Annotated in this window: 22 protein-coding genes; 4 read left to right on the forward strand and 18 right to left on the reverse strand. The window is 73.0% G+C overall.

Annotated features, from left to right (window positions below; genetic code table 11):
* Nucleotides 1–35: 35 nt before the first annotated feature.
* Nucleotides 36–2546 carry a glycoside hydrolase family 65 protein gene (locus Q9R28_RS04995; RefSeq protein WP_066657193.1) on the reverse strand — a complete coding sequence of 837 codons (2511 nt, stop codon included), beginning with the start codon at nt 2544–2546 and terminating at the stop codon, nt 36–38.
* An 85-nt stretch (nt 2547–2631) separates the two neighbouring features.
* Nucleotides 2632–3393 (reverse strand): HAD family phosphatase, encoded by a 762-nt coding sequence (locus Q9R28_RS05000; protein WP_081985144.1) that lies wholly within the window; start codon nt 3391–3393, stop codon nt 2632–2634.
* A gap of 165 nt (nt 3394–3558) precedes the next feature.
* Here Q9R28_RS05000 and Q9R28_RS05005 point away from each other — a divergent pair, with 165 nt between their 5' ends.
* A complete protein-coding gene (locus Q9R28_RS05005; RefSeq protein WP_311205590.1) occupies nt 3559–4908 on the forward strand; it encodes an APC family permease in 1350 nt (449 codons plus the stop codon).
* A 76-nt stretch (nt 4909–4984) separates the two neighbouring features.
* On the opposite strand, the gene Q9R28_RS05010 is transcribed toward Q9R28_RS05005, so the two are convergent.
* The 15 genes from Q9R28_RS05010 to Q9R28_RS05080 form a co-directional block, all read right to left on the reverse strand.
* Nucleotides 4985–5707, reverse strand: coding sequence for an alpha/beta hydrolase (locus Q9R28_RS05010; RefSeq protein WP_311205591.1), 723 nt, complete (start codon nt 5705–5707; stop codon nt 4985–4987).
* Nucleotides 5704–6834, reverse strand: a complete 1131-nt coding sequence (locus Q9R28_RS05015) for a bifunctional GNAT family N-acetyltransferase/class I SAM-dependent methyltransferase (protein ID WP_311205592.1) — start codon at nt 6832–6834, stop codon at nt 5704–5706. The genes Q9R28_RS05010 and Q9R28_RS05015 overlap by 4 nt, the downstream gene beginning before the upstream one ends.
* A 61-nt stretch (nt 6835–6895) precedes the next feature.
* A complete protein-coding gene (locus Q9R28_RS05020; protein WP_311205593.1) occupies nt 6896–9055 on the reverse strand; it encodes a glycosyltransferase family 39 protein in 2160 nt (719 codons plus the stop codon).
* Between the two features lie 56 nt (nt 9056–9111).
* Nucleotides 9112–9597: a GNAT family N-acetyltransferase gene (locus tag Q9R28_RS05025; RefSeq protein WP_311205594.1), complete on the reverse strand. Its 486-nt coding sequence runs from the start codon at nt 9595–9597 to the stop codon at nt 9112–9114.
* A complete protein-coding gene (locus Q9R28_RS05030; RefSeq protein WP_311205595.1) occupies nt 9584–10105 on the reverse strand; it encodes a helix-turn-helix transcriptional regulator in 522 nt (173 codons plus the stop codon). The genes Q9R28_RS05025 and Q9R28_RS05030 overlap by 14 nt, the downstream gene beginning before the upstream one ends.
* A gap of 101 nt (nt 10106–10206) precedes the next feature.
* On the reverse strand, nt 10207–10857 hold the full coding sequence (locus tag Q9R28_RS05035) for a PepSY domain-containing protein (RefSeq protein ID WP_271826568.1): 651 nt from the start codon (nt 10855–10857) through the stop codon (nt 10207–10209).
* Between the two features lie 89 nt (nt 10858–10946).
* Nucleotides 10947–12284 carry a HAMP domain-containing sensor histidine kinase gene (locus Q9R28_RS05040; RefSeq protein ID WP_271826569.1) on the reverse strand — a complete coding sequence of 446 codons (1338 nt, stop codon included), beginning with the start codon at nt 12282–12284 and terminating at the stop codon, nt 10947–10949.
* A complete protein-coding gene (locus Q9R28_RS05045) occupies nt 12277–12954 on the reverse strand; it encodes a response regulator transcription factor (protein ID WP_066657217.1) in 678 nt (225 codons plus the stop codon). The genes Q9R28_RS05040 and Q9R28_RS05045 overlap by 8 nt, the downstream gene beginning before the upstream one ends.
* A 46-nt stretch (nt 12955–13000) precedes the next feature.
* Nucleotides 13001–13702: a response regulator gene (locus Q9R28_RS05050; protein ID WP_066657220.1), complete on the reverse strand. Its 702-nt coding sequence runs from the start codon at nt 13700–13702 to the stop codon at nt 13001–13003.
* On the reverse strand, nt 13699–16191 hold the full coding sequence (locus Q9R28_RS05055) for an ATP-binding protein (RefSeq protein WP_271826571.1): 2493 nt from the start codon (nt 16189–16191) through the stop codon (nt 13699–13701). The genes Q9R28_RS05050 and Q9R28_RS05055 overlap by 4 nt, the downstream gene beginning before the upstream one ends.
* A gap of 199 nt (nt 16192–16390) precedes the next feature.
* Nucleotides 16391–16996, reverse strand: coding sequence for a potassium-transporting ATPase subunit KdpC (gene kdpC, locus Q9R28_RS05060; protein WP_251155162.1), 606 nt, complete (start codon nt 16994–16996; stop codon nt 16391–16393).
* Nucleotides 16997–16999: 3 nt separating this feature from the next.
* Nucleotides 17000–19129 carry a potassium-transporting ATPase subunit KdpB gene (gene kdpB, locus Q9R28_RS05065; protein WP_311205596.1) on the reverse strand — a complete coding sequence of 710 codons (2130 nt, stop codon included), beginning with the start codon at nt 19127–19129 and terminating at the stop codon, nt 17000–17002.
* Nucleotides 19129–20811, reverse strand: a complete 1683-nt coding sequence (kdpA, locus tag Q9R28_RS05070; protein WP_311205597.1) for a potassium-transporting ATPase subunit KdpA — start codon at nt 20809–20811, stop codon at nt 19129–19131. Before kdpA ends, kdpB begins: the two co-directional genes overlap by 1 nt.
* Nucleotides 20811–20900: a potassium-transporting ATPase subunit F gene (locus Q9R28_RS05075; RefSeq protein WP_058729515.1), complete on the reverse strand. Its 90-nt coding sequence runs from the start codon at nt 20898–20900 to the stop codon at nt 20811–20813. The genes kdpA and Q9R28_RS05075 overlap by 1 nt, the downstream gene beginning before the upstream one ends.
* A gap of 228 nt (nt 20901–21128) precedes the next feature.
* On the reverse strand, nt 21129–22085 hold the full coding sequence (locus Q9R28_RS05080) for a WYL domain-containing protein (RefSeq protein ID WP_311205840.1): 957 nt from the start codon (nt 22083–22085) through the stop codon (nt 21129–21131).
* 53 nt (nt 22086–22138) lie between these two features.
* Here Q9R28_RS05080 and Q9R28_RS05085 point away from each other — a divergent pair, with 53 nt between their 5' ends.
* Nucleotides 22139–22558, forward strand: a complete 420-nt coding sequence (locus tag Q9R28_RS05085) for a VOC family protein (RefSeq protein ID WP_311205598.1) — start codon at nt 22139–22141, stop codon at nt 22556–22558.
* A gap of 38 nt (nt 22559–22596) precedes the next feature.
* On the opposite strand, the gene Q9R28_RS05090 is transcribed toward Q9R28_RS05085, so the two are convergent.
* Nucleotides 22597–23466 carry a putative RNA methyltransferase gene (locus Q9R28_RS05090; RefSeq protein ID WP_311205599.1) on the reverse strand — a complete coding sequence of 290 codons (870 nt, stop codon included), beginning with the start codon at nt 23464–23466 and terminating at the stop codon, nt 22597–22599.
* A gap of 34 nt (nt 23467–23500) precedes the next feature.
* Here Q9R28_RS05090 and Q9R28_RS05095 point away from each other — a divergent pair, with 34 nt between their 5' ends.
* A complete protein-coding gene (locus tag Q9R28_RS05095; RefSeq protein ID WP_311205600.1) occupies nt 23501–24256 on the forward strand; it encodes an SDR family NAD(P)-dependent oxidoreductase in 756 nt (251 codons plus the stop codon).
* 96 nt (nt 24257–24352) lie between these two features.
* Complete coding sequence (locus tag Q9R28_RS05100) at nt 24353–24964, forward strand: CG0192-related protein (RefSeq protein ID WP_311205601.1); 612 nt, start codon at nt 24353–24355, stop codon at nt 24962–24964.
* Nucleotides 24965–25005 lie beyond the last annotated feature (41 nt).

Here is a 25005-nt window from a genome sequence, read left to right on the forward strand (position 1 = left end):
GGGGCGGACCCGCACCGCGCCTCCCGGCCGGACGATCAGGCGGTGGTCTCGTCGAGGTCGAGGTTCCGGTCCAGCGAGATCATCGGGATCGACGCCGTGATGACGGAGCCGTCCGCCCGGAGCGTGCCCTGGATGTCGCTCGTGGTGGGCGCGTGCCCGCTCATCCGCGGCCCGTGGTGGGCGAGCGGCACGACCGTCGGCGCCCCCGCGGTGACGTCCCACTGCTGGTTGTGCACCCACGCGGTGAAGCCCTCGCCGGTCTCCACCGTGAAGGTCATCGCGTCCTCTTCCAGGTCGACCCGGACGCGCGAGCCGTGCACCTGGATGCGGTAGGTCAGGCGCTCCCAGTCCTTCGGCAGGCGCGGGTTGAACGTCATCCGGCCACCGTGGTCGCGCATGCCGCCGAAGCCGTTCACGAGCGCACCCCAGATGCCGCCCGTCGACGCGATGTGCACGCCGTCCGCGGTGTTGCCGTGCAGGTCGGCGAGGTCGACGTAGAGCGCCGTCAGGAAGTACTGCGCCGCCAGGTCGTGGTACCCGACCTCGGCCGCCATGATCGACTGGACCACGGCGGAGAGCGTCGAGTCACCGGTCGTCAGGGCGTCGTAGTAGTCGAAGTCGCGACGCTTCTCGGCCGCGGTGAACTCGTGGCCCTGCAGGAACAGCGCGAGCACGACGTCGGCCTGCTTGAGCACCTGGAACCGGTAGATCACCAGCGGGTGGTAGTGCAGCAGCAGCGGCCGCTTGGACTCGGGCGTGTTCTCGAGGTCCCAGAGCTCCTTGTCGAGGAACTGGGCGTCCTGCGGGTGGATGCCGCGGTGCGGGTCGAACGGGATCTCCATCGACTCGGCGGCGTGCTCCCACTCGGTGACCTCGTCGTCGACGAGCCCGGTGCGCCGGACCATGCGGCCGTACTCCTCCGGGTCGTCGGTCGCGAGCTGCCGGCAGGCGTTCACCGCGAACCACAGGTTGGCCCGCGCCATCACGTTCGTGTAGAGGTTGTCGTCGACGACCGTCGTGTACTCGTCGGGCCCGGTGACCCCGTCGATGTGGAACTTCCGGTCGCCGTTCGACCGCCAGAAGCCCAGGTCGGACCACAGGCGGGCGGTCTCGACCAGGATGTCGATCGCCCCGCGCTTCAGGAAGTCGGTGTCGCCCGAGGCCCGCACGTACTGCATGAGCGCATGGGCGATGTCCGCATCGATGTGGTACTGCGCGGTGCCGGCCGCGTAGTACGCGCTCGACTCCTCGCCGTTGATCGTCCGCCACGGGAAGAGCGCCCCGCGCTGGTTCAGCTCCCGCGCCCGCGACCGGGCGGCGTCGAGCATGTTGTAGCGGAAGCGCAGCGCGTTCCGCGCGACGATCGGCGCCGTGTACGACAGGAACGGCAGGACGTAGATCTCCATGTCCCAGAAGTAGTGACCGCCGTACCCGGAGCCCGTGACGCCCTTCGCCGCGATGCCGTGTCCGTCGGTGCGGGCGGTGGCCTGCGCGAGCATGAACAGGTTCCACCGGACCGCCTGCTGGATCGCGGGCTGCCCCGGGATCTCGACGTCGCTGCGCGTCCAGTAGTCGTCCATCCACGCGCGCTGCTTGGCGAAGGTCTCCTCGACCGTCTCGGCGCGCGCACGGTCGAGCGTCCGCTCGCACCGGTCGGCGAGCTCCCGCGCCGGCACCCCGCGGGACGTGTGGTACACCATGTGCTTCACGAGCCGGATCGGCACCCCGGCGCGGGCCTGCACGCGGTAGACGTGCTTCGCGAGGTCGTCCTCGATCGACGACGCCTCGTCCCACGAGTTCTCGGTCTCCAGGTGGTGCTCGACACCGACGCAGATCGTCATGCCCGAGCTCGACGCCTGGTAGCCGAGCAGCGAACGGCCGCCCGTGCTGCGCTTGAGCTTCGGCTCGAGCACCCGCTCGGTGAACGCCTCGGCCTTGCGGGGGTCGAAGGCGTTCGCCGCAGCCCGCATGCCCGCGTGGTACTCGTCCTGCACGTCCTGCCGGTTGAGGATCTGGCTCGACAGCAGGATCGAGGCGTCCCCGTCGAGCACGGTGACCTCGTAGTCGATGACGGCGAGGTGCCGGTCGGTGAAGGACACGAGTCGACGGGCACGGATGAGCACGCGCTTGCCGGACGGCGTCGACCACTCGGTCTCGCGGTACAGGTAGCCGCCGCGGAACTCGAGCCGACGGGTGTGCCGCAGGATGTCGGCCTCGGCCAGGACCAGCGGCTCGTCGTCGACGTACAACCGGATGACCTTGGCGTCGGGCGCGTTGATGATCGTCTGCCCGGTCTTGGCGAAGCCGAAGGCGTCCTCGGCGTGCCGGATCGGCCAGGTCTCGTGGAACCCGTTGACGTACGTGCCGTACTGCACGCCGCCGCGGCCCTCGTCGAGGTTGCCGCGCAGGCCGAGGTAGCCGTTGCCGACCGCGAAGTTCGTCTCCGCGACGCCCTGCTCGTCCGGGGCGTACTCGGTCTCGACGAGCGCCCACTCGTCGACCGGGTAGCGGACGCGGTCGAGGGGGTCGGAGGTGATGGGGTTCATGGCGTGTGCTCCGTGGGAGGGAGGAGTCGTGCGGTGGTCGGACGGTCTGGCCACGCCGTCGGGGCCGTTCCGGTGGGACGGGAGGCTAGCTGGTGCGCGGGGCCGGGAGCTGGTCGACGAGTTCGGCGAGGTCCTGGACCACGACGTCCGCGCCGTGCTCGCGCAGCGCGTCGGCTCCGGCGCCACGGTCCACGCCGACGACGAGCCCGAAGGCGCCGTTCCGACCGGCCTCGACCCCGCTCGTGGCGTCCTCGACGACGACGCACTCGGCCGGGGCCAGCCCGAAGCGCCCGGCGGCGTCGAGGTAGGTGTCCGGCGCGGGCTTGCCGGCGAGGCCGTCCTGACGCGCGACCAGGCCGTCGACGACCACCGGGAAGTGGTCGAGGATGCCCGCCGTGCGCAGGACCTGCGTCGCGTTCGCCGAGCTCGACACGACGGCGACCTGCATGCCGGCTGCGATCGCGGCGACGAGGAACCGGAGCGACCCCGGGTACGGCTCGACGCCGTGCTCGGTCAGCTCGGCCGTGAACTCGGCGTTCTTGCGGTTGCCGAGCGCGCACACGGTGTCGCTCCCGGGGGCGTCGTCCGGCGCGCCCTGCGGGAGCTCGATGCCCCGGGACGCCAGCAACGAACGGACCCCGTCGTAGCGGGGCTTGCCGTCGATGTGGTCGAAGTAGTCCTGCTCCGTGTACGGCGCAGCGCCGTGCTCGGACAGGAACGACGTGAACAGGCGGCTCCACGCGCGCATGTGCACGTCGGCGGTGGGCGTCAGCACGCCGTCCAGGTCGAACAGGAGTGCCCGTGTGTCGGCGAGTCGTGCGGGCGTGCGCCGGTCCGGCATCGTCATCGGAGTTCCTCTGGTCTCGGTGGTCGGTTCGGCTCCGATCGAGTCTAGGACCGCCCCGGCTCGGACGCTCAGGCTCGGGAGGACCCGTGTCGACCGCGCCGAGCGGACCTTCCGGGAGCGCTCGGACCGCTCCCCGTCGAGGTTGGGCGTGACGGAAGGCACCACATGAGCACCACCACGACGGCCCAGGACGGCTCGGGCTCGAAGCTCAAGCAGGCGATCACCGGCCCGCTCCTGTTCCTCTTCATCCTCGGCGACGTGCTCGGCGCCGGCATCTACGCCCTCATGGGCACCCTGTCGAAGGACGTCGGCGGCGCGCTCTGGGCACCACTGGTCCTCGCGCTGCTCCTGGCCCTGCTGACCGCGGGCTCGTACGCCGAGCTCGTGACGAAGTACCCGAAGGCCGGTGGCGCCGCTGTGTTCGCCGAGCGGGCGTACCGGACGCCGATCGTGTCGTTCCTCGTCGGCTTCAGCATGCTCGCCGCCGGTGTCACGAGCGCCGCGGGGCTCTCGCTGGCGTTCGCGGGCGACTACCTCGGCACCTTCGTGGACCTGCCGCCGGTGCCGACGGCGATCGTGTTCCTCGCACTCGTCGCCTGCCTGAACGCCCGGGGCATCTCCGACTCGCTGCGCAGCAACGTCGTCATGACGATCATCGAGGTCTCCGGCCTGGTCATCGTCATCGTGGTCGTCGCGGTCATGCTGGGCGGCGGAGGCGGCGACGTCTCGCGCATCGGCGCCTTCCCCGCCGAGGCGAACCCCGCACTCGCGACCCTGAGCGCCGCGATCGTCGCCTACTACTCGTTCGTCGGCTTCGAGACCTCGGCGAACATCGCCGAGGAGGTCCGCGACGTCCGTCGCATCTACCCCCGCGCGCTGTTCGGATCCCTCGCCACCGCCGGCGTCGTCTACGTGCTCGTCGCGCTCGCGAGCTCGATCGCCCTGCCGGCCTCGGAGCTGTCCGGGTCGAGCGGCCCCCTGCTGGCCGTCGTGTCGGCGACCGGCGTGCCGATCCCCGACTGGGTGTTCAGCCTCATCGCCCTGGTCGCCGTCGCGAACGGCGCGCTCCTCACGATGATCATGGCGAGCCGCGTCACGTACGGCATGGCGGAGCAGCGGCTCCTGCCCGCCCTGCTCGCGAAGGTCCTGCCGAACCGGAAGACCCCGTGGGTCGCCATCGTCGCGACCACCGTCGTCGCGATGCTCCTGACGCTCGTCGGTGACGTCGGAACCCTCGCCGAGACCGTCGTGCTCCTGCTGCTGTTCGTGTTCATCAGCACGAACGTCGCCGTGCTGGTGCTGCGGAAGGACAGGGTCGAGCACGACCACTTCCGTGTGTGGACGTGGGTGCCGGTGCTCGGGGTGGCGTCCTGCATCCTGCTGCTCACGCAGCAGAGCGGGCAGGTCTGGCTGTACGCCGCCCTGCTGCTGGCCGTCGGCGTGGTGCTGTACTTCGTCGCCCGCGCGACGGGTCGCCGGACCGGTCGCGACCACGAGGCGGGCCGCATCCACTGATCACTCCCCGATCAGCCGACGGTCTGGAGGCTCGGTGCCGGCTGGCACCGAGCCTCCGGTCTGTCGTGTGGTCGCGTCAGCCCAGGGTGCGCACCCAGTCCTGGACGGCCGCGCTGATCTGCGCCCGCGCGTCCTCGCGTGAGATCGTCGCCGTGCGGTCGCCGGGCTGGTCGCCGTACGCGCCGAAGTCGGCGTGGTTCGCACCCTCGATCTCGACCATCCGCGCCGTGGAGGGGAGTTCGTCGCGGGCGGCGGCGACCTTGTCGGGCGTCGAGAGGCCGTCGCGGGAGCCGGAGACGCTGAGGACCTGGACGTACGAGCGAGCGATGTCGTCCGCGCAGTAGCTGCCGAGCAGCAGCAGACCGTCCGCGTCCTGCGCGAGCTGGCACGCGCGGACGCCGCCGAGCGAGTGGCCGCCGACCGCCCAGGTGCGGACACCGGGTGCGTGCGCCTCGAAGGTCGCCAACGGGCGGGTGTCGAAGAACGCCAGGTTCAGCGTCGGCTTCGTGATGACGACGGTGGTGCCCGAGGCGACGACCTGGCGGAAGGTCGCCAGGTACGCGAAGGGGTCGACCTTCGCGCCCGGGATGAAGACGATCCCCTTGCCGTCGTCGCTGCCCGTCGGGGTCATCACGACGCTGTCGCCCACGTCGCGCACGGCCACACGGTCGTCCCGCCAGACCTGCAGCGCAGCGCTCCTGGTGCCCTGCATGACGATGTTCGCGTACACGAGGAAGACCACCGCGAGCAGCACCACCACGGTGACGACCCAGGCGGTCCATCGGAGTGCTCGGTTCACGGTCGGTCCTCCTCGTCGGGCCGGTCCTCGTCAGGCTGGTCCTCCTCGGGCCGACGGGCCGTCACGGTCAGCCAGCGCTCCTCGGCGCCGGGGCGGGTGGTCTCACGGACCCGGACGTCGTGCCACCCGGCGGTCGTGACGGCTGCCGCGAGGGCGTCCTCGTCCCAGTAGGTGAACCAGCGGGGGTCGTCGAGCTTCCGGTCGCTCCAGCCGTCACCCTGGCCGTCACCGTCGCCCCGCTTCACCGTCGCCGCGAGGACGCCACCGGGGCGGACCGCCCGGCGCGCGCGCTCGAGCACGGCGGGGGTGTCCGACCGCGCGACGTGCAGGAGGACCGCGTTCGCGACGACGGCGTCGTACGGGCCGCCCCAGCCGTCGCGGCGGACGTCGAGCACGCGGGCCTCGTGGCCGGCGGCGCGGAGCCGGTCGACGAACGCCGTGGTGCCGTCGGTCCGGTCGACACGGAGGCCCGCTGCCTCGAGCGCGTCCGCGTCCCGACCTGGGCCGGAGCCGAGTTCCAGGACGTGGGCGCCGCCGGGCACGAGGCCGAGCAGGTCGTCGACGAGTCCCGCGCGGTGGTCGTCGGTCCGTTCCGTCCAGCGGTCGGCGCCGCGCTCGTACGCGAGGAGCGTGCGCTCGGCGCTGAGGTCGCGGCGCATCACGGTCTCGGTCCGGCCGTCCGGAAGCCGGTCACCGGGGGTGTCCGTCGCGCTGAACCCGATGCGCTCGTACGCCCGGCGTGCGCGGTCGTTGTCCGGCATCACCGAGAGCTCGAGGTGTTCGGTCCCCTGCGCGACGAGCACGCGGGCGACCTCGTCGACGAGGCGTGCGACGAGCCCCCGACCGCGGGCGCGCGGCGCGACCCACATCGAGATCAGCTCGGCCAGCGCGGGGTCGTCCGGGTCGGGGACCCCGCTCGCCATCCCGACGGTGTCGCCCTCCTCGACCGCGAGCAGGTCGACCGCGCCCGGCAGCGACAACCGGGTGCGCCAGCGGTGTTCCGGAGCGTCCTGCCAGTCCTCGAGGCGGGAGCCGAACGCCTGAGGCGCGTCGGTGAGGGCGGCGAGGCGGACCGGGCGCCAGACGGCCCAGTCCTCGGCGGTCACCCGGCGCAGCTCGATCGTCACGGATCGACGGTACCGCCCGCTCGTGTCCGGGGGACGCGGGCGGTACCGGCGGTGTCCGTGGTCAGGACGCCGGCGTGAGGTCGTACATCGTCACGCCGTCGACCGTCGTCGGCTCGAAGTGCGCGGCGACCCACTCGGCGATCTCGGCTGCGGCGTCGCTCCCGCTGCTGCTGGTGCTGGTGCTGGTGCTGCCACCGACGAACCAGTGCACCTTCCCCGCGGCGACGAGTGTCCGGAACTCCGCCAGGGTCGGGGCCGGGTCGGTGCCGTTGTAGCCGCCGATCGCCATCACGGGATCGCCCGTCGCGAGCTGGTACGTGGCGGCGCTGTTCGACCCGACGGTCGCGGCGGCCCAGGTGTACTCGTCGGCGTCCGCGGACAGCGCGGCGACGACCTCGTCGGACACCTCGGTCGAACCGCCGAGCAGGTTCGTGCCGCCGCCGGGGGCGTTCGTGCGGCCGTCGGTGCCGCCTGCGGTCCCCGGGCCGTTCGCGTTCTGGCTCGTCCCGTTCTGGCGCGTCCCGTTCTGGCCGGTCGCGTTCTGGCCGGTCCCGTTCTGGCCGGTCCCGTTCTGGCCGGTCTGGCCGCCCGGTGCTCCGCCGGGGCCGCCCTGACCGCCGCGCGCTCCCTGGCCGCCGGGCGCTCCCTGGCCGCCGGGGCCACCCTGACCACCGGGCGCGCCGCCGCGACCCCCGCCGAACCCGCTCGTCGTGACGCTCGGCCCGGCCGACGGGAGCGCACCCGTGTGCCCGACCGTGGTGGTCTGCACCGAGAACGCCGTCGGCCCGAGCAGCGCGGCGACGAGCACGGTCGCCACCGTCGCCCCCGCGAGGCCCCGACCGCGCGGCGGCAGCAGGACGAGGACGGTCCCGACGACGGCCACGACGAGGACCACCCACCGGATCCACGGTTGCCACGACGACGCCTGGGACAGCAGCGCGGACGACCACGCTCCGGAGAGGGCGACGACGCCGGCGGCGACGATGCGCCAGGCGAGGAACGTGCGGCGCTCCCACAGGAGCCCGGCGCCGATGCCGACCACGCCCGCGATGTACGGCGCGAGCGCCACCGTGTAGTACGGGTGGAAGATCCCGCCCATGAAGCTGAAGACCAGCCCGGTGACGAGCAACGAGCCGCCGAGCACCAGCACGGTCGCGAGCCGCGGGTCACGGCGGCGACGGACCCCGAGCGCCACGAGGGACACGACGAGCAGCACGAGCGCGGTCGGCAGCAGCCAGGTCACCTGCGTGCCGAACTCCGAGCCGAACAGCCGGGTCAGGCCGGTCGAGCCCCACGACCCCGCCCCGGTCGTCCCGCCGGGCACGACGCTCCCCGTCTCGTCGCCCGTGACCCGGCCGAGCCCGTTGTAGCCGAAGGTCAGCTCGAGGAAGCTGTTCGTCTGCGACCCGCCGACGTACGGCCGAGCAGAGGCCGGCACGAGTTCGACGATCGCGACCCACCACCCGGCGGAGACCACCACGGCGAGCGCCGCCGCGGACAGGTGCCCGATCCGCCGGAGCACCGGGCGGGGCGACGCGAGGAGGTACACCCCGACCAGGGGCGGCAGCACGAGGAACGCCTGCAGCTGCTTCGTCAGGAAGCCGAGCCCGACGAGCACGCCGGCCCAGACGACCCACCGCATCCGCCCGGACTCGACCCCGCGCAGCGTCAGGGCGACCGCCCCGACGGTGAGCAGCACGAGCAGGGCGTCCGGGTTGTCGTAGCGGAACATGAGGGTCGCGACCGGGGTCGTGGCCAGGACCGCACCCGCGGTCAGGGCGGCGCCGGCCGAGAACCGGCGCCGGACGATCCGGTACAGGACCGCCACCGACGCGACGCCCATCAACGCCTGCGGCACGAGGATCGACCACGAGTTCAGCCCGAACAACCGGACGGAGATGCCGATCACCCAGAGGAACGCCGGCGGCTTGTCGACCGTGATCGCGTTCGCGGCGTCGGAGGAGCCGTAGAAGAACGCCTCCCAGCTCTGGCTCCCCGCCTGCACCGCCGCCGAGTAGAACGCGTTCGCCCAGCCGTTCACGCCGAGGTTCACGACGTAGAGGACAGCGGTCACCAGCAGCAGCCCGAGGAACGCGGGGCGCTCCCACCGCGCGGTGTCCGCACCGCCGCGGACGAGACCGACCAGGCGGTCGCGGACGCCGAGCGGACGGATGGGTGGCGGGAGCAGGCGCGGTCGCTCGGTGGGGATCGTCTCGGTCATGCCCACGAGCGTGCGACCGCCACGTGCGCGGATCGTCGGCGCAGCCTTGGACGCCCCTAAGGGACCGGCACGGGCGGGACCAGCAGCCGGCTCCACGCGACCTCGTGCCCGAGCTGCCCGGTCGCGCGGAACAGCTCGACCTGCGTCGTGCCGGCGAGCACGGTCGCGAGCTCCGCGCGATCGGCCGGCGCGAAGCCGAGGCCCTGCCAGAACGGCCCGGACCGCCGACTGAACAACCACGCCCGTCGCGCCCCGCCCGCCGTCGCCTCCGCCATCGCGAACCGAGCGAGCGCCGCACCGCGACCCGAGCCGCGCAGCGCCGGTCCGACGGCGACGCTGCGGAGGAGGGCGTGCCTCCCGTCCGGCCCGGTCTCGTACCCGGTGGTACCGACGACGGCGCCGCCCGGACCACGGAGCGCCCAGAGCCGGACGCCCGGGTCCGACAGCCCCGCGACCGTCAGATCGCACGCCGACAGGAAGGCGTGCACCTCGTCGACGTCGTCCGGCCCGACGCGGACCGGCGTCGGCTCAGCGAGCGGCACGGACCGGCACGTCTGTCGCCGACGACAGCGGCCAGCGCCGGTCGAGCCAGGGGCCGAGCACCGAGTCGAGCAGGAACCGTCCGGCCAGCCGCCCGACCACCCAGTACGCCCCGACGAGCAGGAACACCAGCGAGGACCACACGTGCAGGACGAGGAGCAGGACCGTGACGATCCCGAAGGCGATCCCGACCGCGGAGTACAGCGACCAGAACCCGCCGACGAACCGGTCACGCGCGGCCTGCTCCGACGCAGCTGCAGCCGCGGCGGCCTCGGTCCGCTCGTCGAGCCCGCGCACGCCCGGCTCCAGCTCCGCGGGGTCGTCCTGCGCGAAGAGCTCCCGCACCGGGACCTCGAGCGCCCGGGCGATCGCGGACAGGGTCTCGAGGCTCGCGTCGCTCCCGCCCTCGAGTCGTTGCACGGTCCGGACGGCCACGCCGCTCGCCTCGGCCAGCCGTTCCTGGGTCCAGCCGCGCTCACGTCGGAGGGTGGCGATCCGCATCTCGTTCATGGTGCCGAGCCTAGGAACGCCCGGGGCGACAGCACCACGACACGGACACGACACGCACCCGCCAGTGCCCCGCCACCCGGGCGTCGGCGCCCTTCTGCGGGTCAGTCGTCGGTGTCGACCGTGTTCGTGACGACCTCGCCGCTGCCGGCGTCGATCCGGATGCTGTGCTTCGTCCCGGCGTCGTCGCGGACGTCACCCTCCCAGACGACCGTGCCGGCGTGGTCGTCGAGTCCGAGCTCGGTGACCGTGCCGGGCACCGTCTCGACGAGCGTGGATGCTGCCTGCGCGACGGACAGGTCTGCGGCGTCGACGAACCGCTGGTTCTCCGCGACGTCCTCGGCGTCCGTGGTGTCCTCCGTCGGACCGGCGGTGGTGCGCTCCCCGTCGGCGGCCACGTGGACCTCCTGCTCGTTGCCGTCCGCGGTCACGACGAGCACCTCCCACGAGGTACCGCCGGCCTCCTGCTCGATCGAGGTGACGGTACCCGAGCCGACGGCCTCCCGTGCGGTCTCCGCAGCGGCTCCGAGGGCGTCGTTCCCGGCGGCGTCGGAACCGCTGCCCGTGCGGCCGCTGCCCGTGCTGCCGCTCGCGCTGCCGTCGGTCGCCGTCACGGAGGGTGCCGAGGCAGCCGGGGCGGCCGTGTCGTCGCGGTCGTCGTCACCGGCGCAGCCGGCGAGCGCCAGCGCCCCGACGAGCGGGAGCGCGGAGAGGAGGGCGATGCGGCGGGCGGTGGTCTTCGTCGTGGTCTGCATGCGGCAAGCCTGCGGAACGGGCACTGAAGCAGGCCTGAAGCCACCTGGGGTGACGCCGGGGGCGTCCGGCACGCCCCTCGGGCAGCGCATCAGTCGTGCAGCAGCGGGAGCCGGAGCGTGAACCGGGCTCCGCCCGCCGGGGCCGTCGAGACCGCGGTGCTGCCGCCGTGCGCCCGGACGACGGCGTCGACGATCGCGAGCCCCAGCCCCGACCCACCCGCGTCCCGGGCACGGCCCTCGTCGAGCCGCACGAAGCGGTCGAACACGCGCTGCCGGTCCTGCTCCGGGATCCCCCGCCCGTCGTCGTCGACGGTGAGGACCGCGTCGTCGCCGGTTCCGACGAGCGTGACCGTCACGGTGCTCACGGCGTGCCGGACGGCGTTGTCGACGAGGTTCCGCACCGCCCGGGCGAGCAGCCGGTCGTCCCCGCCGACCCGCGCGGGAGCGACACCGGACACGTCCACGCGGACGACTCCGGCCCCCGCGGACCGCGACCCCTCCGCGAACACGAGGTCGTCGAGGTCCACCGCCCGGTCACGGGTACGGCCCCGCTCGTCGACACGGGTGAGCAGGAGGAGCGACTCGACGAGGTCCTGCAGACGGGCACCCTCGTCGAGGACGACCGCGGCCAGCTCGGCCGTCCCGGTGACGTCGGGGTGCGCCCGGGCGACCTCGGCGTGCTGCCGGATCGTCGCGAGCGGGGACCGCAGCTCGTGCGACGCATCCGAGACGAAGCGCTGCTGGGCCTGCTGCGACGCCTCGAGCCGCGCGAGCATCCGGTTCATCGTGACGGCGAGACGGTCGACCTCGTCCCCCGAGCCCGGTTCCGCCACGCGCGCGTGCAGGTTCGTGCCTTCGACGTCGTCGACCTCGCGGCGCATCCGGTCGACCGGACGGAGCGCTCGACCGACGACGAACCACGTCACGAGCGACATGAGGGCCACGACGACCGGGACGGCGACGACGAGCAGCACGGACACGGTCCGCACGGCGGCGTCGGCGTCCTCGAGCGGCAGCCCGACGACGAGCACGCCCTCGGTGCCGTCCGGCAGCTCGACGTCGTCGGACACGAGGGACCAGCGCTCGCCGTCGTGCCGGTACCGGGACTCCTCGGCGCCGGAGAGGGCCGCGTCGGGACTGTCCTCGGCCCGCGCGAGCACCCGGCCGGTGCCGTCCTGCAGCTGGGCGAGCACGTCGTCGCCCTCGGCCTCGACGGCGGCGACACCGTCCGCCTCCACCCGTGCGGAGAGGCCGTCGAGCGTCTGCTCGGCCGACGACCGGACGCCGTCGGACAGCGAGCTCCGGAGGACCCAGACGAAGGCGACCGCCCCGATCACGAGCGCGACGAGGACGACGACCGCCGCGCCTCCCGTCGCGCGTGCACGGATGCTGCGCGGCCGTCGGACCCGCCGCGACCGGTCAGCCACCGTCGGCGTCCAGGCGGTAGCCGGCCCCGCGGACGGTCTCGATCGCGGTCCGGCCGAACGGCCGGTCGACCTTCCGGCGCAGGTGCCCGACGTACACCTCGACGATGTTCGGGTCGCCCGCGAAGTCGTCGTCCCAGACGTTCGCGATGACGTCGCGCTTCGACAGCACCTGACCCGCGTGCCGCATGAGGTACTCGAGGACCGTGAACTCCCGGCTCGTCAGGTCGAGCAGCTCCTCGCCCCGCCACACCCGTCGCTCCGCCGGGTCGAGACGCAGGTCGCCGGCCCGGAGGACCGTGGGTCGTTCCCGGGACCCCCTGCGGACGAGCGCACGGAGACGCGCGACGAGCACCGGGAACGAGAACGGCTTGGTCACGTAGTCGTCGGCACCGGCGTCGAGGGCGTCGACCTGGTCCCACTCACCGTCCTTCGCGGTCAGCATGAGCACGGGGGTCCAGTCCTGCTCGGCGCGGAGCGTCTCGCACACCTTCCAGCCGCTCATGCCCGGCATCATCAGGTCGAGGACGATGGCGTCGTACGGGTGCTCACGGGCGTACCAGAGCCCGTCGACCCCGTCGTGCGCGACGTCGACGGCGAAGCCCTCGGCCTGCAGCCCGGCGCGGATGCCGTCCGCGAGCCGCACCTCGTCGTCGACGACCAGCACACGCATCGTCCGAGCATGGCGGCGCGGCCTGAACCGGCGCTGAAGGGAGGGCTCAGGCCCCGCTCGGGTCGAACCGGTACCCCATGCCCGACTCGGTCACGAGGAACCGCGGGTGCGACGGCTCGGGCTCGAGCTTCCGCCGCAGCTGCGCCATGTAGAGCCGCAGGTACCCGGAGTCGTTGCCGTGCGTCGGACCCCACACCTCGGTCAGGAGCATCTCGCGGGTCATCAGCCGCCCGGGGTTCGTGACGAGGACCTCGAGCAGCCGCCACTCGGTCGGGGTGAGCCGGATCGCGGGGCCGGTCGGCGGGGTGACCTGCTTCGCGACGAGGTCGACGACCAGATCGCCGATCGTCACCGTCGGCGTGACCCCCGCGGTCGCCGCGGCCGACGCCTGCCGCCGTCCGAGGGCTCGGAGTCGGGCGAGCAGCTCGTCCATCTGGAACGGCTTCGTCACGTAGTCGTCCGCTCCGGCGTCGAGCGCGTCGACCTTGTCCGACGAGTCGGTCCGCCCGGAGAGCACGAGCACCGGCACCTGCGACCACGCACGGATGCCCTCGAGCACCCCGATGCCGTCGAGTCGGGGCATGCCGAGGTCGAGCATGACGATGTCGGGGCGCTCGGTGATCACGGCGTCGATGGCGGCCCGACCGTCACGGGCGGTGGCGACGTCGTACCCGCGCGCGGCGAGCGTGACGGACAGGGCGCGGACGAGCTGTGCGTCGTCGTCGGCGATGAGGACCTTCGTGCTCACTTGACATCCACTCCCAGGTGTCCGGCGATCGGCAGCCGCACGACGACGGTGAGCCCGCCGCCCGGGGTGTCGTCGACCTCGATGGTGCCGCCCATGCCCTCGGTGAACCCGCGGGCGAGGGCCAGCCCGAGGCCGAGGCCGGTCTCGTTGTCGGTGTCCCCGAGCCGCTGGAAGGGCTGGAACACCTCGCCGCGGCGGTCCTCGGGGATGCCGGGTCCGTGGTCGGCGACACGCAGCTCGACCCCGCCGCCGAAGGCGCTGGCGGCGACCCGGACCCGGGTGCCCTCCGGCGCGTAGCGCTGCGCGTTCGCGAGCAGGTTGACGACGACGCGCTGCAGGAGCACCGGGTCGGCGAGGACCGGCGGCAGGTCGGCGGGCAGGTCGAGGTCGACGTCGTCCGGCCCGAGTTCGAGCTCGTCGAGCGCGGGGGCGACGACCGTCTCGAGCGCGGTGGGCAGCGGGGTGACGGCGAGCACCCCGGCCTGGACCCGGCTGACGTCGAGCAGGTCGGCCAGCAGGACCGCCAGCTGACCGAGGCTCTCGTCGGCGGTGGCGAGCAGTGCCTCCCGGTCGGGTGCCGACAGCTGGATGTCGGACGCCCGCAACGTCTGCACGGCGGCGGAGGCCGCCGCGATCGGCCGGCGCACGTCGTGGCCGACGGCCGCGAGGATGGCGCTCCGTACCCGGTCGGCCGCCGCGATCCGCTCGGCGTCGACTGCGGTGCGGGTGAGTCGGCGGTGCTCGACCGCGGCGTCGAGCTGCTGCTCGACGACGCGCAGCAGCCGGCGCTGGGTCGGGTCGTCGGGAGCGCCGGAGAACTCCAGGACGGCGCCGGACGGGAGGCTCGTGGTCGCGTCCGGCCCGTCGGCGAACGTCCCCGACGTGGCCGGGACCTCGTCGCCCTGCCGGATCCGCACGCCGGTGAACCCGAACGCCTCGCGGGTGCGGTCGAGGAGCGCCTGCAGGGCGTCGTCGCCGCGGAGGACGCTGCCGGCGATCCCGACGAGCAGCCCGGACTCGGCCGCCGCGCGACGGGCGGCTCGACTGCGGCGGGCGGACCGGTCGACCACGAAGCTGACCAGGACGGCACTGATCACGTACATCACGAGGGCCACCAGGTGCCACGGTTGCTGGACGGTGACCATGTAGAGGGGTTGCACGAAGAAGTAGTCGAGGCTCAGGCCGGAGAGCACCGCGGTGAACACCGCCGGCCACATCCCGCCGGTCAGGGCGACGACGAGCACGAGCAGTTGGTACGACAGCACGTCGACCGTGATCGAGTCGGGGTCGCTGCCGAGCGACAGCAGCCAGGTCAGCAGCGGGCCGAGCAGCAGCGAGACCGCGAACGCCGCGGCGATCCGGCCGCGCGAGAGGCTGCCGCCGAGCTTCGGCAGGGCGAACCCGCCGCCGGCGCGCTCGTGCGTGACGACGTGCACGTCGATGTCGCCGGACTCACGGACCACCGTGTTGCCGATGCCCGGCCCGGTCAGTGCGGCGGCGAGGCGGCTGCGACGGCTGACGCCGATCACGATCTGGGTCGCGTCGACCGACTTCGCGAAGCGCACGAGGGTGCTCGGCACGTCGTCGCCGACCACCTGGTGGTACGTCCCGCCGAGCTGCTCGAGCAGGGCGCGCTGCTTGCCGAGCGCGCCGGGGTGGCGCTCGCGCAGCCCGTCGTTCGTCGTGACGTGCACGGCCGCGAGCTCTCCACCGGCACTGCGGGCGGCGATGCGGGCACCGCGGCGCAGCAGGGTCTCGCCCTCGGGACCGCCGGTCAACGCGACGAGGACGCGCTCCCGGGTCTCCCACCGGTGGTCGATGCCGTGCTCGGCGCGGTAGGCCTTGAGCGCGTCGTCGACCTCGTCGGCGAGCCAGAGCAGGGCGATCTCGCGGAGCGCGGTGAGGTTGCCGAGGCGGAAGTAGTTCGAGAGCGCCGCGTCGATGCGGGCGGCCGGGTAGACCAGCCCGTCCGAGAGCCGTTCGCGCAGGGACGCCGGCGACAGGTCGACGACCTCGATCTGGTCGGCGGCGCGGACCACGGTGTCGGGGACGGTCTCGCGCTGCACCGTGCCGGTGATCTCGCGGACGACGTCGCCGAGGGACTGCATGTGCTGGATGTTCACGGTCGAGATGACGCTGATGCCGGCGGCGAGGAGCTCCTCCACGTCCTGCCAGCGCTTCTCGTTCGGGCTGCCCGGGGCGTTCGTGTGCGCGAGTTCGTCGACGAGGGCGACGTCGGGTGCCCGTGCCACGACCGCGTCGAGGTCCATGTCGTCGAGTGCGACGCCGCGGTGCTCGACGACGCGGCGGGGCACGAGCTCGAGACCGTCGACCAGGGCTGCGGTGGCGGCTCGCTCGTGGGTCTCGACGACGGCGACGACGACGTCCCGGCCCTCGGCACGCAGCCGGTGGCCCTCCTCGAGCATCGTGTACGTCTTGCCGACACCCGGAGCGGCGCCGAGCAGCACCCGGAGTTTCCCGCGCTTCACGTGCTCATCCTCCCGCGGTTCGGTGTGGTGTGGTGGTGGTGCGTGGTGCGACGTGCTGCCGAACAACCGGAAGCACGTCACACCACGCGGTTCCGCGGCGCGAGGTGCTTCCGGTTGTGCTGGCGGCTCCGCCCTCGGGCCGGACCGGGCCGGCCACGGCCGGACCGGGCCAGACCGGGCGGACGGGCAGGCCGGACCGTCAGCGTTCGGCAGCCAGGGCCAGGTTCAGCTCGAGGACGTTCACGACCGGCTCGCCGAGGAACCCGGCCTGCCGGGACTCGGTGTGCTGCTCGACGAGCGTGCGGACCGTCGACTCCGACAGACCCCGGGCGTCGGCCACCCGGGCCACCTGCTGCAGCGCGTACTCCGGGCTGATGTCCGGGTCGAGCCCCGAGCCCGAGGCGGTGACCGCGTCGGCGGGCACGTCGGCAGCGCTGACCCCGTCGGCATCCGCCACGGCGGCCCGCCGCTCCTCGATGCTCTTGAGCAGGTCGGGGTTGTTCGGCCCGAGGTTCGAGCCGGACGAGGCGTTCGCGTCGTAGCCGTCCTCGCCCGCGGCACTCGGACGCGACTGGAACCAGCGGTCGGCCTGGGCACCCGCGAAGGACTGCCCGATCAGGGACGAGCCGACGACCTTCCCGGAGGAGTCGGTGACCATCGAGCCGTTCGCCTGGTCGTGGAAGGCCGCCTGCCCGACGCCCCACACCGCGAGCGGGTAGGCGACGCCGAGGACGACGGTGGACAGCAGGGCGAGACGGATCGCCACACCGGTGGAACGGAGGAAGGAGCGTGATGAGGAAGCCATGGTCTAGAACCCCGGGATGAGACCGACCACGAGGTCGATCGCCTTGATACCGATGAAGGGGACGATGACGCCGCCCAGCCCGTAGACGAGCAGGTTGCGTCCGAGCACGGACGATGCCGAGGCGGCGCGGTAGCGCACACCCCGCAGCGACAGCGGGATGAGCGCCACGATGACGAGCGCGTTGAACACGACGGCCGACAGGATCGCCGACGCCGGGCTGTGCAGCCCCATGACGTTGAGCGCCGCGAGGCCGGGGAACGCCGCCTGGAACATCGCCGGGATGATCGCGAAGTACTTCGCGACGTCGTTGGCGATCGAGAACGTGGTGAGCGCCCCGCGGGTGATGAGCAGCTGCTTGCCGATCCGGACGACGTCGATGAGCTTCGTCGGGTCGGAGTCGAGGTCGACCATGTTGCCGGCCTCCTTCGCAGCGGTGGTGCCGGTGTTCATCGCGACGCCGACGTCGGCCTGCGCCAGGGCGGGGGCGTCGTTCGTGCCGTCACCGGTCATCGCGACGAGGTTCCCGCCCTCCTGTTCCTTCCGGATGTAGGCGAGCTTGTCCTCGGGCGTGGCCTCGGCGAGGAAGTCGTCGACGCCGGCCTCGGCGGCGATCGCGGCCGCGGTGCGGGGGTTGTCGCCGGTGATCATCACCGTGCGGATGCCCATCGACCGCAGCTCCGCGAAGCGCTCGGCCATGCCGTCCTTCACGACGTCCTTCAGGTGCACGACCCCGAGCAGGTCGACGGCGCCCGAGGCCGAGCGACGGCCGACGACGAGCGGCGTCCCGCCCTGGTCGGAGATCTCGGCGACCGCGGTGTCGACCGCGGCGACCACGGCGGCGTCGGCAGACCCCGCCCAGGCGAGCACGGCGGCCGCTGCACCCTTGCGGATCTGCGATCCGTCGGCCAGGTCGAGCCCGGACATGCGGGTCTGCGCGGTGAAGGGCACCTCGACCGCACCCGCCGGGGTGCCGGGCGTGATGCCGTCCTGCTCGGCGAGCGTGACGATGGAGCGGCCCTCCGGCGTGCTGTCCGCGGCGCTCGACAGGGCTGCGGCCTCCATGAGCGTCGCGACCGTGACGCCCGGGACGGGCACCACGCGCGATGCCTGCCGGTTGCCGTACGTGATCGTGCCGGTCTTGTCGAGGAGCAGCGTGGTGATGTCCCCGGCCGCCTCGACCGCGCGCCCGGACATCGCGAGCACGTTGTGCTGCACGAGCCGGTCCATGCCGGCGATGCCGATCGCCGAGAGCAGCGCGCCGATGGTGGTCGGGATGAGGCAGACGAGCAGGGCGATGAGCACCGGCACGCTGACGGTCGCACCGACGAGGCCGGCGATGGGCTGCATCGTCAGGCAGACGATCACGAAGACGATCGACAGCGACGCCAGCAGGATGTTCAGCGCGATCTCGTTCGGCGTCTTCTGCCGCGCGGCACCCTCGACGAGCCGGATCATCCGGTCGATGAAGGTCTCGCCGGGCGTCGAGGTGATGCGCACGACGATCCGGTCGGACAGCACCCGCGTCCCACCGGTGACGGCGCTGCGGTCGCCACCGGACTCGCGGATGACGGGCGCCGACTCGCCCGTGACCGCGGACTCGTCGACGCTGGCGATGCCCTCGACCACGTCACCGTCGCCGGGGATGACCTCACCGGCGACGACCACCACGACGTCGCCCTTCGCGAGGTCCACCGAGGCGACCTCCTCGGTGTCGTTCGACAGCGCGGCGGCGTCGGACGCATCCCATCGCAGCACCCGGCGGGCGCTGGTCGTCGAGCGGGTCTTCCGCAGGGTGTCGGCCTGCGCCTTGCCCCGGCCCTCGGCGACGGCCTCGGCCAGGTTCGCGAAGACGACGGTCAGCCAGAGCCACACCGCGATCGCGGCGGTGAACACCGACGGCTCGACGAACGCGGTCACGGTGGTGAGCGCGGCGCCGACCTCGACGATGAACATGACGGGGTTGCGCCACATCAGGCGCGGGTCGAGCTTGCGGAGGGCGCCCGGGAGGCCCGCCGCCAGTTGACGGGGACCGAACGCGGACGATCGGGCGACCGGCCGGGAGGCACTGCTCGCCTCCGGCGCGCTGGTCACGGTGGACGAGGGGGTCGGGGTGGACACGGGTTCGGTTCCCATCAGGAGAGGGCCTCCGCGAGCGGGCCCAGGGCGAGCACGGGGAAGTAGGTGAGTGCGGTGACGATCACGGCGACGGCACCGAGCAGGCCGATGAACAGCGGCCGGTGCGTCGGCAGGGTGCCGACGGTCGCGGGCACCTTGTCCTGTGCGGCCAGGGACCCGGCGAGCGCCAGCACGAGCGCGATCGGGATGAACCGGCCGAGCAGCATCACGACGCCGAGCGCCGAGTTCATCCACGTGGTGTTCGCGGTGAGACCGCCGAACGCCGAGCCGTTGTTGTTCGCGCCGGAGGTGAAGGCGTAGAGCAGCTCGGACAGCCCGTGGTTGCCGGGGTTGAAGATGCTCGTGCCGAGGACCTGCTCACGGACACCCGGGATCACCAGGGACAGTCCGGTGCCGAGCAGCACCAGGGTCGGCGTGACGAGGATGTACAGCGCCGCGAAGGTCATCTCACGGGCGCGGATCTTCTTGCCGAGGTACTCCGGGGTCCGGCCGACGAGCAGTCCGCCGATGAACACCGTGATCACGGCGAGCACGAGCATGCCGTACAGGCCGGAGCCGACGCCGCCGGGGCTGATCTCGCCGAGCATCATGTTGAGGAGCGCCATCATCCCGCCGATCGGCGTGAAGCTGTCGAACATGCCGTTCACGGCGCCCGTCGACGTGGCGGTCGAGGTCGTGCCGAAGAGCGTCGTGCCGAGGATGCCGAAGCGCATCTCCTTGCCCTCCATCGCCGCACCGGCCGCCTGCGTGGCGCTGCCGCCTCCCGCCAGCTCGGCGATCGACATCACCGAGAGCGACACGAGGAAGATCGCGCCCATCACGGCGAGGATCGCGTACCCCTGGCGGTCGTCACCGACGAGCCGCCCGAACGTGCGGGGCAGCGAGAACGGGATGACGAGCATGAGGAAGACCTCGACGAGGTTCGTCCACGCCTGCGGGTTCTCGAACGGGTGCGCCGAGTTCGCGTTGAAGTAGCCGCCGCCGTTCGTGCCGAGCTCCTTGATCGCCTCCTGCGACGCGACGAAGCCGTCGGGGATGTGCTGGGTGCCACCCGCGAGCGTGGCGATGTCCGTGCCGCTGCCCCACGACTGCACGACGCCGCCGGCGACCAGGACGATCGCGAAGACGAAGGCCCCGGGGAGCAGGAGCCGGCCGGTGCCGCGGACGACGTCGACCCAGACGTTGCCGAGCGTGCCGCTCCTCCGCCGTGCGAACCCGCGCACCAGGGCCACGGCGACCGCGAGCCCGACCGCGGCGGACAGGAAGTTCTGCACCGCCAGGCCTGCCATCTGCACGGAGTACCCCACGGTGGCCTCGGGCGAGTACGACTGCCAGTTGGTGTTCGCGACGAAGGACGCGGCGGTGTTGAACGCGAGCGACGGGCCGACGTTCGGCAGCCCGAGGTCACCGGGCAGCACGACCTGGATGCGCTGCAGCAGGTAGACGAGCAGCACGCCGACGGCGCTGAAGAGCAGCACGCCGCGCAGGTACGCGGGCCAGGACTGCTCGGCGTCGGGGTCCACACCGATCACGCGGTAGACGCCGCGCTCGATGCGGGCGTGCTCCGTGGGCGTGTAGACACGCGCCATCCAGTCACCGACCGGGCGGTACGCGACCACGAGGAGCAGGACGAGGGTGGCGACCTGGGCGATCCCGGCCCAGGTGTCGGCAGCGCTCATCAGAACCGCTCCGGGTGCACGAGCGCCCACACGAGGTAGACGACCGAGGCGATGCCGAGGACGGCGGCGGCGATGGTGACGACGATCACAGCCGCTCCACCCCCTTGGCGATGAGTGCCACGACACCGAACACGGCGAGGACACCGGCGACGACGAAGACGTCGAACACGAAGGACTCCGTTGGTTGCTGCGGGCCCGACGCCGGGCGGCGCGGACCGCACCACGTGTGGTGCGGTACCGATGCTGGTTCGGGCCGGGTGCCTCCAGGCCGGTCCTCACGGAATCCTCACGCCGTCCTGACGGACGCGTGCACCGCCCTAACGCACCGCCGCGCGCTCCAGCCGTTCCGCCGATCTGCGGACGGCGGCGCGGAGTTCCTCCGGCCCCTCGACCACGAACGGCACCGTCAGCCCGGCGATCGTGCCGGCGAGCCCGTCCCACGACCAGGACCCGAGCGTCAGCCGTCGACGGTCGTCGTCGGCATCCTCGAGCACGGCGTCCTCCGGCAGGAACGGGGCGACCCGCGCGGCGTCGGCAGCGGTCAGCGAGACCGACCCGGTGCACGGCCACGCGTCGTCGCGGTCGGACCCCTTGAAGCGGGCCGCCACGAAGGCTGCCACGTCCCCACCGGGTACGGGTCGCTGCACGAACGGCAGCCGCGTCCGCATCCGCGGGGTGATCCGGTCCACCCGGTAGGTCCGCCAGTCGTCGTGCTCGGGCTCCCACGCCAGCAGGTACCACCGACCGTGCCGGGCGACCACCGCGTGCGGTTCGACCCTGCGGGGACGGTCGTCCGTGCCGTACCCGAACCGGAACACCTCGTGGCGCTGCACGGCCTCGCTGACGGCCACCAGCACGTCCGGATCGACCCGCGGGGCGGACGATCCCACGACGGCATCCACCAGGTCCACCCGGTTCCGGAGCCGTTCGGGCATGACCTGTCGCACCGTCGCGAGCGCGCGGGTGGCGGCCTCGGCGATGTCGGCACCCGATGCCGGCGCCACCGCGAGGGCGAGGGCGATCGCCACCGCCTGGTCGTCGTCGAACAGCAGCGGCGGCAGGTCCGATCCGGCGGCGAGTCGGTAGCCGCCGGCCGGACCGCGGACGGAGTCGATGCGGTAGCCGAGGTCCCGGAGGCGGTCGACGTCGCGGCGGAGGGTGCGCGGACTCACGGTCAGGCGACCGGCGAGCTCGTCGCCCGTCCACTCCCGGTGCACCTGCAGCAGGGAGAGCAGCGCGAGCATGCGCGAGGAGGGTCCGGACACGTCGTCCATCCTCGTCGGAGAAGCGGTCACGATCTGACCGCAACGCTCGCGACACTCGATCCATGAGCATCGAGACCACGACCCACCTCAACTTCGACGGACAGGCCCGCGAGGCCCTGGACCACTACGCATCCGCGTTCGGCGGCACCGTGACCGCCGCCACCTACGGCCAGATGGGCGCGTCCCAGGACCCCGCCTGGGCGGACCGCATCGTGTTCGGCCAGGTCAGCACCGAGGCCGGCTTCCGGATCATGGCGTTCGACGTCTGGCCGGACCAGTCGTACGACCAGGGCACGAACGCCTGCTACGTCTTCGTGCACGGCGACGACGCGGACGAGGTCACCCGCTACTGGGAGGCACTGTCCGACGGTGCCGAGGTGCGACAGCCGCTCGCGCCCTCGCCGTGGGCCCCGCTCGCCGGGCAGCTGCGCGACCGGTTCGGCGTCGTGTGGCAGTTCGACGTGGCGGCGCCGCAGGGCTGACACCCGACCCCGGCACGTGGACGGCCGACGGCAGCGCCTCAGTGCTGCCTGGCGACCGTCCACGTGCTCACGGTCACCGCGGCCGTCACGGCCGTCGGCGCGAACACCCGGTCCGGATCGACGTGGTGGTGGCTCGGGCCCATGTGCACCACGTCGTGCACGTCCTCCGCGGACAGCTCCATCGTCCACGTGAGGTCCTCGGACCCCTGCAGCGCGAAGGTCGGCTCGAGCGACTCCCGCAGCCGCCGCTCCTTCTCCGGGTCCACCGCGATGGTCGCCTCGGCGAGCTCCGCCAGGTGTCCGGTCCGTGGCGTCACGACGACGAGCACGCCGTCCGGGTGGAGCACCCGCGCGTACTCCCGCTGGTTGCGCGGGGCGAAGACGTCCAGCACGACGGCCGCCGCGTCGTCGACGACCGGGAGGCGCTCGGTCACGTCCCCGACGACGGCGCCGGCCCGCGGGTGGACGCGTGCCGCTCGCCGGATGGCGACGGGTGACAGGTCCAGCGCGACCCCGAGGCGGGCAGCGACGGGGCCTGCCGGGGCCGAGCCGGGCCTCCCGGCCGACGCAGTCTCGTCCGGTCCGTCCAGCACGTGCGCGAGGTAGGTGCCGGGGCCGGAGCCGACGTCGAGGACGACGCCCGGCGCCTCCGTGGCGGCGACCACCGCGGCGAGCGCCCGCTCGACCGGTGCGTAGTGCCCCCGCCCGAGGAACCGGATCCGCGCGTCGACCATGTCCGGCGTGTCCGCGGTCAGGGCGCGGCGCTTCGCGGGCAGGAGCGTGAGGTGGCCCTGCTTCGCCTCGTCGAACCGGTGTCCGGTGGCGCAGCCGACCTGCCCGCCGTCGACACGGGCGAAGGGCTCGGCGCAGACGGGGCAGGCGAGCACGGGGAGCAGGTCGTCGCGCACCGACCCAGCGTACGGGCGTCGGTAGCCTGGCCGGATGGCACTGGAGCAGCTCTTCGGCCTCGACGGACGCCGTGCACTGGTCACCGGGGGCAGCTCCGGCATCGGTCGCGCGATCGCGCTCGCCCTCGCCGACGCGGGCGCCCACGTGCTGGTCGCGGCGCGCACGCGGGAGGCGATCGACGAGACCGTCGCGACGATCACCGCCGACGGCGGATCGGCCGCCGGTGTCGTCGCGGACCTGTCGACCCGGGAGGGCGCCCACGCGCTCGCGGACGCCGTCGGCGAGGTGGACGTCCTCGTCAACTCGGCCGGCATCAACCTGCGGCCGCCGATGCCGGACCTCGACGAGGGCACGTGGGACGCGACGATGGCCGTCAACCTCGACGCACCCTTCGTGCTCGGCCAGCGGCTCGCACCCGGCATGGCCGCACGCGGGTACGGCCGGATCATCGGCATCAGTTCGCAGCAGGCCCACCGCCCCTTCGCCGCGAGCGGCGCGTACGGGGTGTCGAAGGCCGGCCTGGAGGCACTGGCACGCTCCCAGGCGGAGGCCTGGTCGGGCAGCGGGGTCACCTCGAACGTCCTGGTCCCCGGCTTCGTGCAGACCGCGCTCAACAGGCGACTGTCCGCCGACCCCGAGCGGGTCGAGGCGCTCGCCGCGCGCACGCTCGTCGGACGCAACGGCGAGCCGTCGGACTTCGCGGCCGTGGCGGTGTTCCTGGCCGGACCGGGGTCCGCGTACGTCACGGGCCAGTCGATCGCGGTCGACGGCGGCTTCTCGGTGCACTGACCCCGTGCACTGAGCCCCGTGCACTGACCTCCGCGCCCTGACCGCAGTGCGGCGGGCCGACGGTGGAAGCCGAGGTCTGCTCGGTAGCGTCGGTGCATGGCCGTCATCCACCGCGCAGAACTCCGACCGTCCAAGGCCGAGGCCCTCGCCGCCTGGCTGCCCGCGCAGCCGTGGAGCGGCCTCACCGCCGGTGCCGCCGTCGAGATCGTCACCCGCTTCCGGTTCGACGACCCCGAGGGCGAGGTCGGTGTCGAGGAGATCGTCGTGCGGACGCCCGAGGGACGGCTCCTGCACACGCCGCTGACCTACCGCGGCGCTCCGCTCGACGGCGCCCGGGGCTCCCTGGTGTGCGAGATGCACCACTCCGTGCTCGGGCAGCGCTGGGTGTACGACGCCGTCGCGGACCCGGTGTACGCCGACGTCCTACGTCGTGCGATCGCCACCGGCGGGCACGAGGCGGAGCTCGAGCGCGCCGACGGCTCCGGACGGTTCGACAAGGAGGACACGGCGGTCGGCAGCGGGTCGGCGCCGGACTCCCCCACGGTGACGTCGGCCACGGCCAGCACCGACGGGACCGAGACGACGGTGCGCACCGACCACGGCGACCTCGTCGTGCTGCGGGTGATCGGGCTGCCCGTGCCGGACGGCGAGACGCTGACCGCGACCTGGAACGACCGCTCCGCCGTCGTCGCGGTCCTGCCCGCCTGACGGACCCGGTCGCGGCCGCTCCGCGACGTGCCCCGTCCGGG

The organism is Curtobacterium sp. BRD11 (assembly GCF_031844345.1).
Lineage (GTDB): Bacteria > Actinomycetota > Actinomycetes > Actinomycetales > Microbacteriaceae > Curtobacterium.

Coding starts and splice junctions, on each gene's coding strand:
- Q9R28_RS05020 (WP_311205593.1), bottom strand. CDS start 9,055: ATGACCGAGACGATCCCCACCGAGCGACCGCGCCTGCTCCCGCCACCC.
- Q9R28_RS05005 (WP_311205590.1), top strand. CDS start 3,559: ATGAGCACCACCACGACGGCCCAGGACGGCTCGGGCTCGAAGCTCAAG.
- Q9R28_RS05095 (WP_311205600.1), top strand. CDS start 23,501: ATGGCACTGGAGCAGCTCTTCGGCCTCGACGGACGCCGTGCACTGGTC.
- Q9R28_RS05045 (WP_066657217.1), bottom strand. CDS start 12,954: ATGCGTGTGCTGGTCGTCGACGACGAGGTGCGGCTCGCGGACGGCATC.
- Q9R28_RS05080 (WP_311205840.1), bottom strand. CDS start 22,085: ATGGACGACGTGTCCGGACCCTCCTCGCGCATGCTCGCGCTGCTCTCC.
- Q9R28_RS05085 (WP_311205598.1), top strand. CDS start 22,139: ATGAGCATCGAGACCACGACCCACCTCAACTTCGACGGACAGGCCCGC.
- kdpC (WP_251155162.1), bottom strand. CDS start 16,996: ATGGCTTCCTCATCACGCTCCTTCCTCCGTTCCACCGGTGTGGCGATC.
- Q9R28_RS05100 (WP_311205601.1), top strand. CDS start 24,353: ATGGCCGTCATCCACCGCGCAGAACTCCGACCGTCCAAGGCCGAGGCC.
- Q9R28_RS05000 (WP_081985144.1), bottom strand. CDS start 3,393: ATGACGATGCCGGACCGGCGCACGCCCGCACGACTCGCCGACACACGG.
- Q9R28_RS04995 (WP_066657193.1), bottom strand. CDS start 2,546: ATGAACCCCATCACCTCCGACCCCCTCGACCGCGTCCGCTACCCGGTC.
- kdpB (WP_311205596.1), bottom strand. CDS start 19,129: ATGGGAACCGAACCCGTGTCCACCCCGACCCCCTCGTCCACCGTGACC.
- kdpA (WP_311205597.1), bottom strand. CDS start 20,811: ATGAGCGCTGCCGACACCTGGGCCGGGATCGCCCAGGTCGCCACCCTC.
- Q9R28_RS05030 (WP_311205595.1), bottom strand. CDS start 10,105: ATGAACGAGATGCGGATCGCCACCCTCCGACGTGAGCGCGGCTGGACC.
- Q9R28_RS05035 (WP_271826568.1), bottom strand. CDS start 10,857: ATGCAGACCACGACGAAGACCACCGCCCGCCGCATCGCCCTCCTCTCC.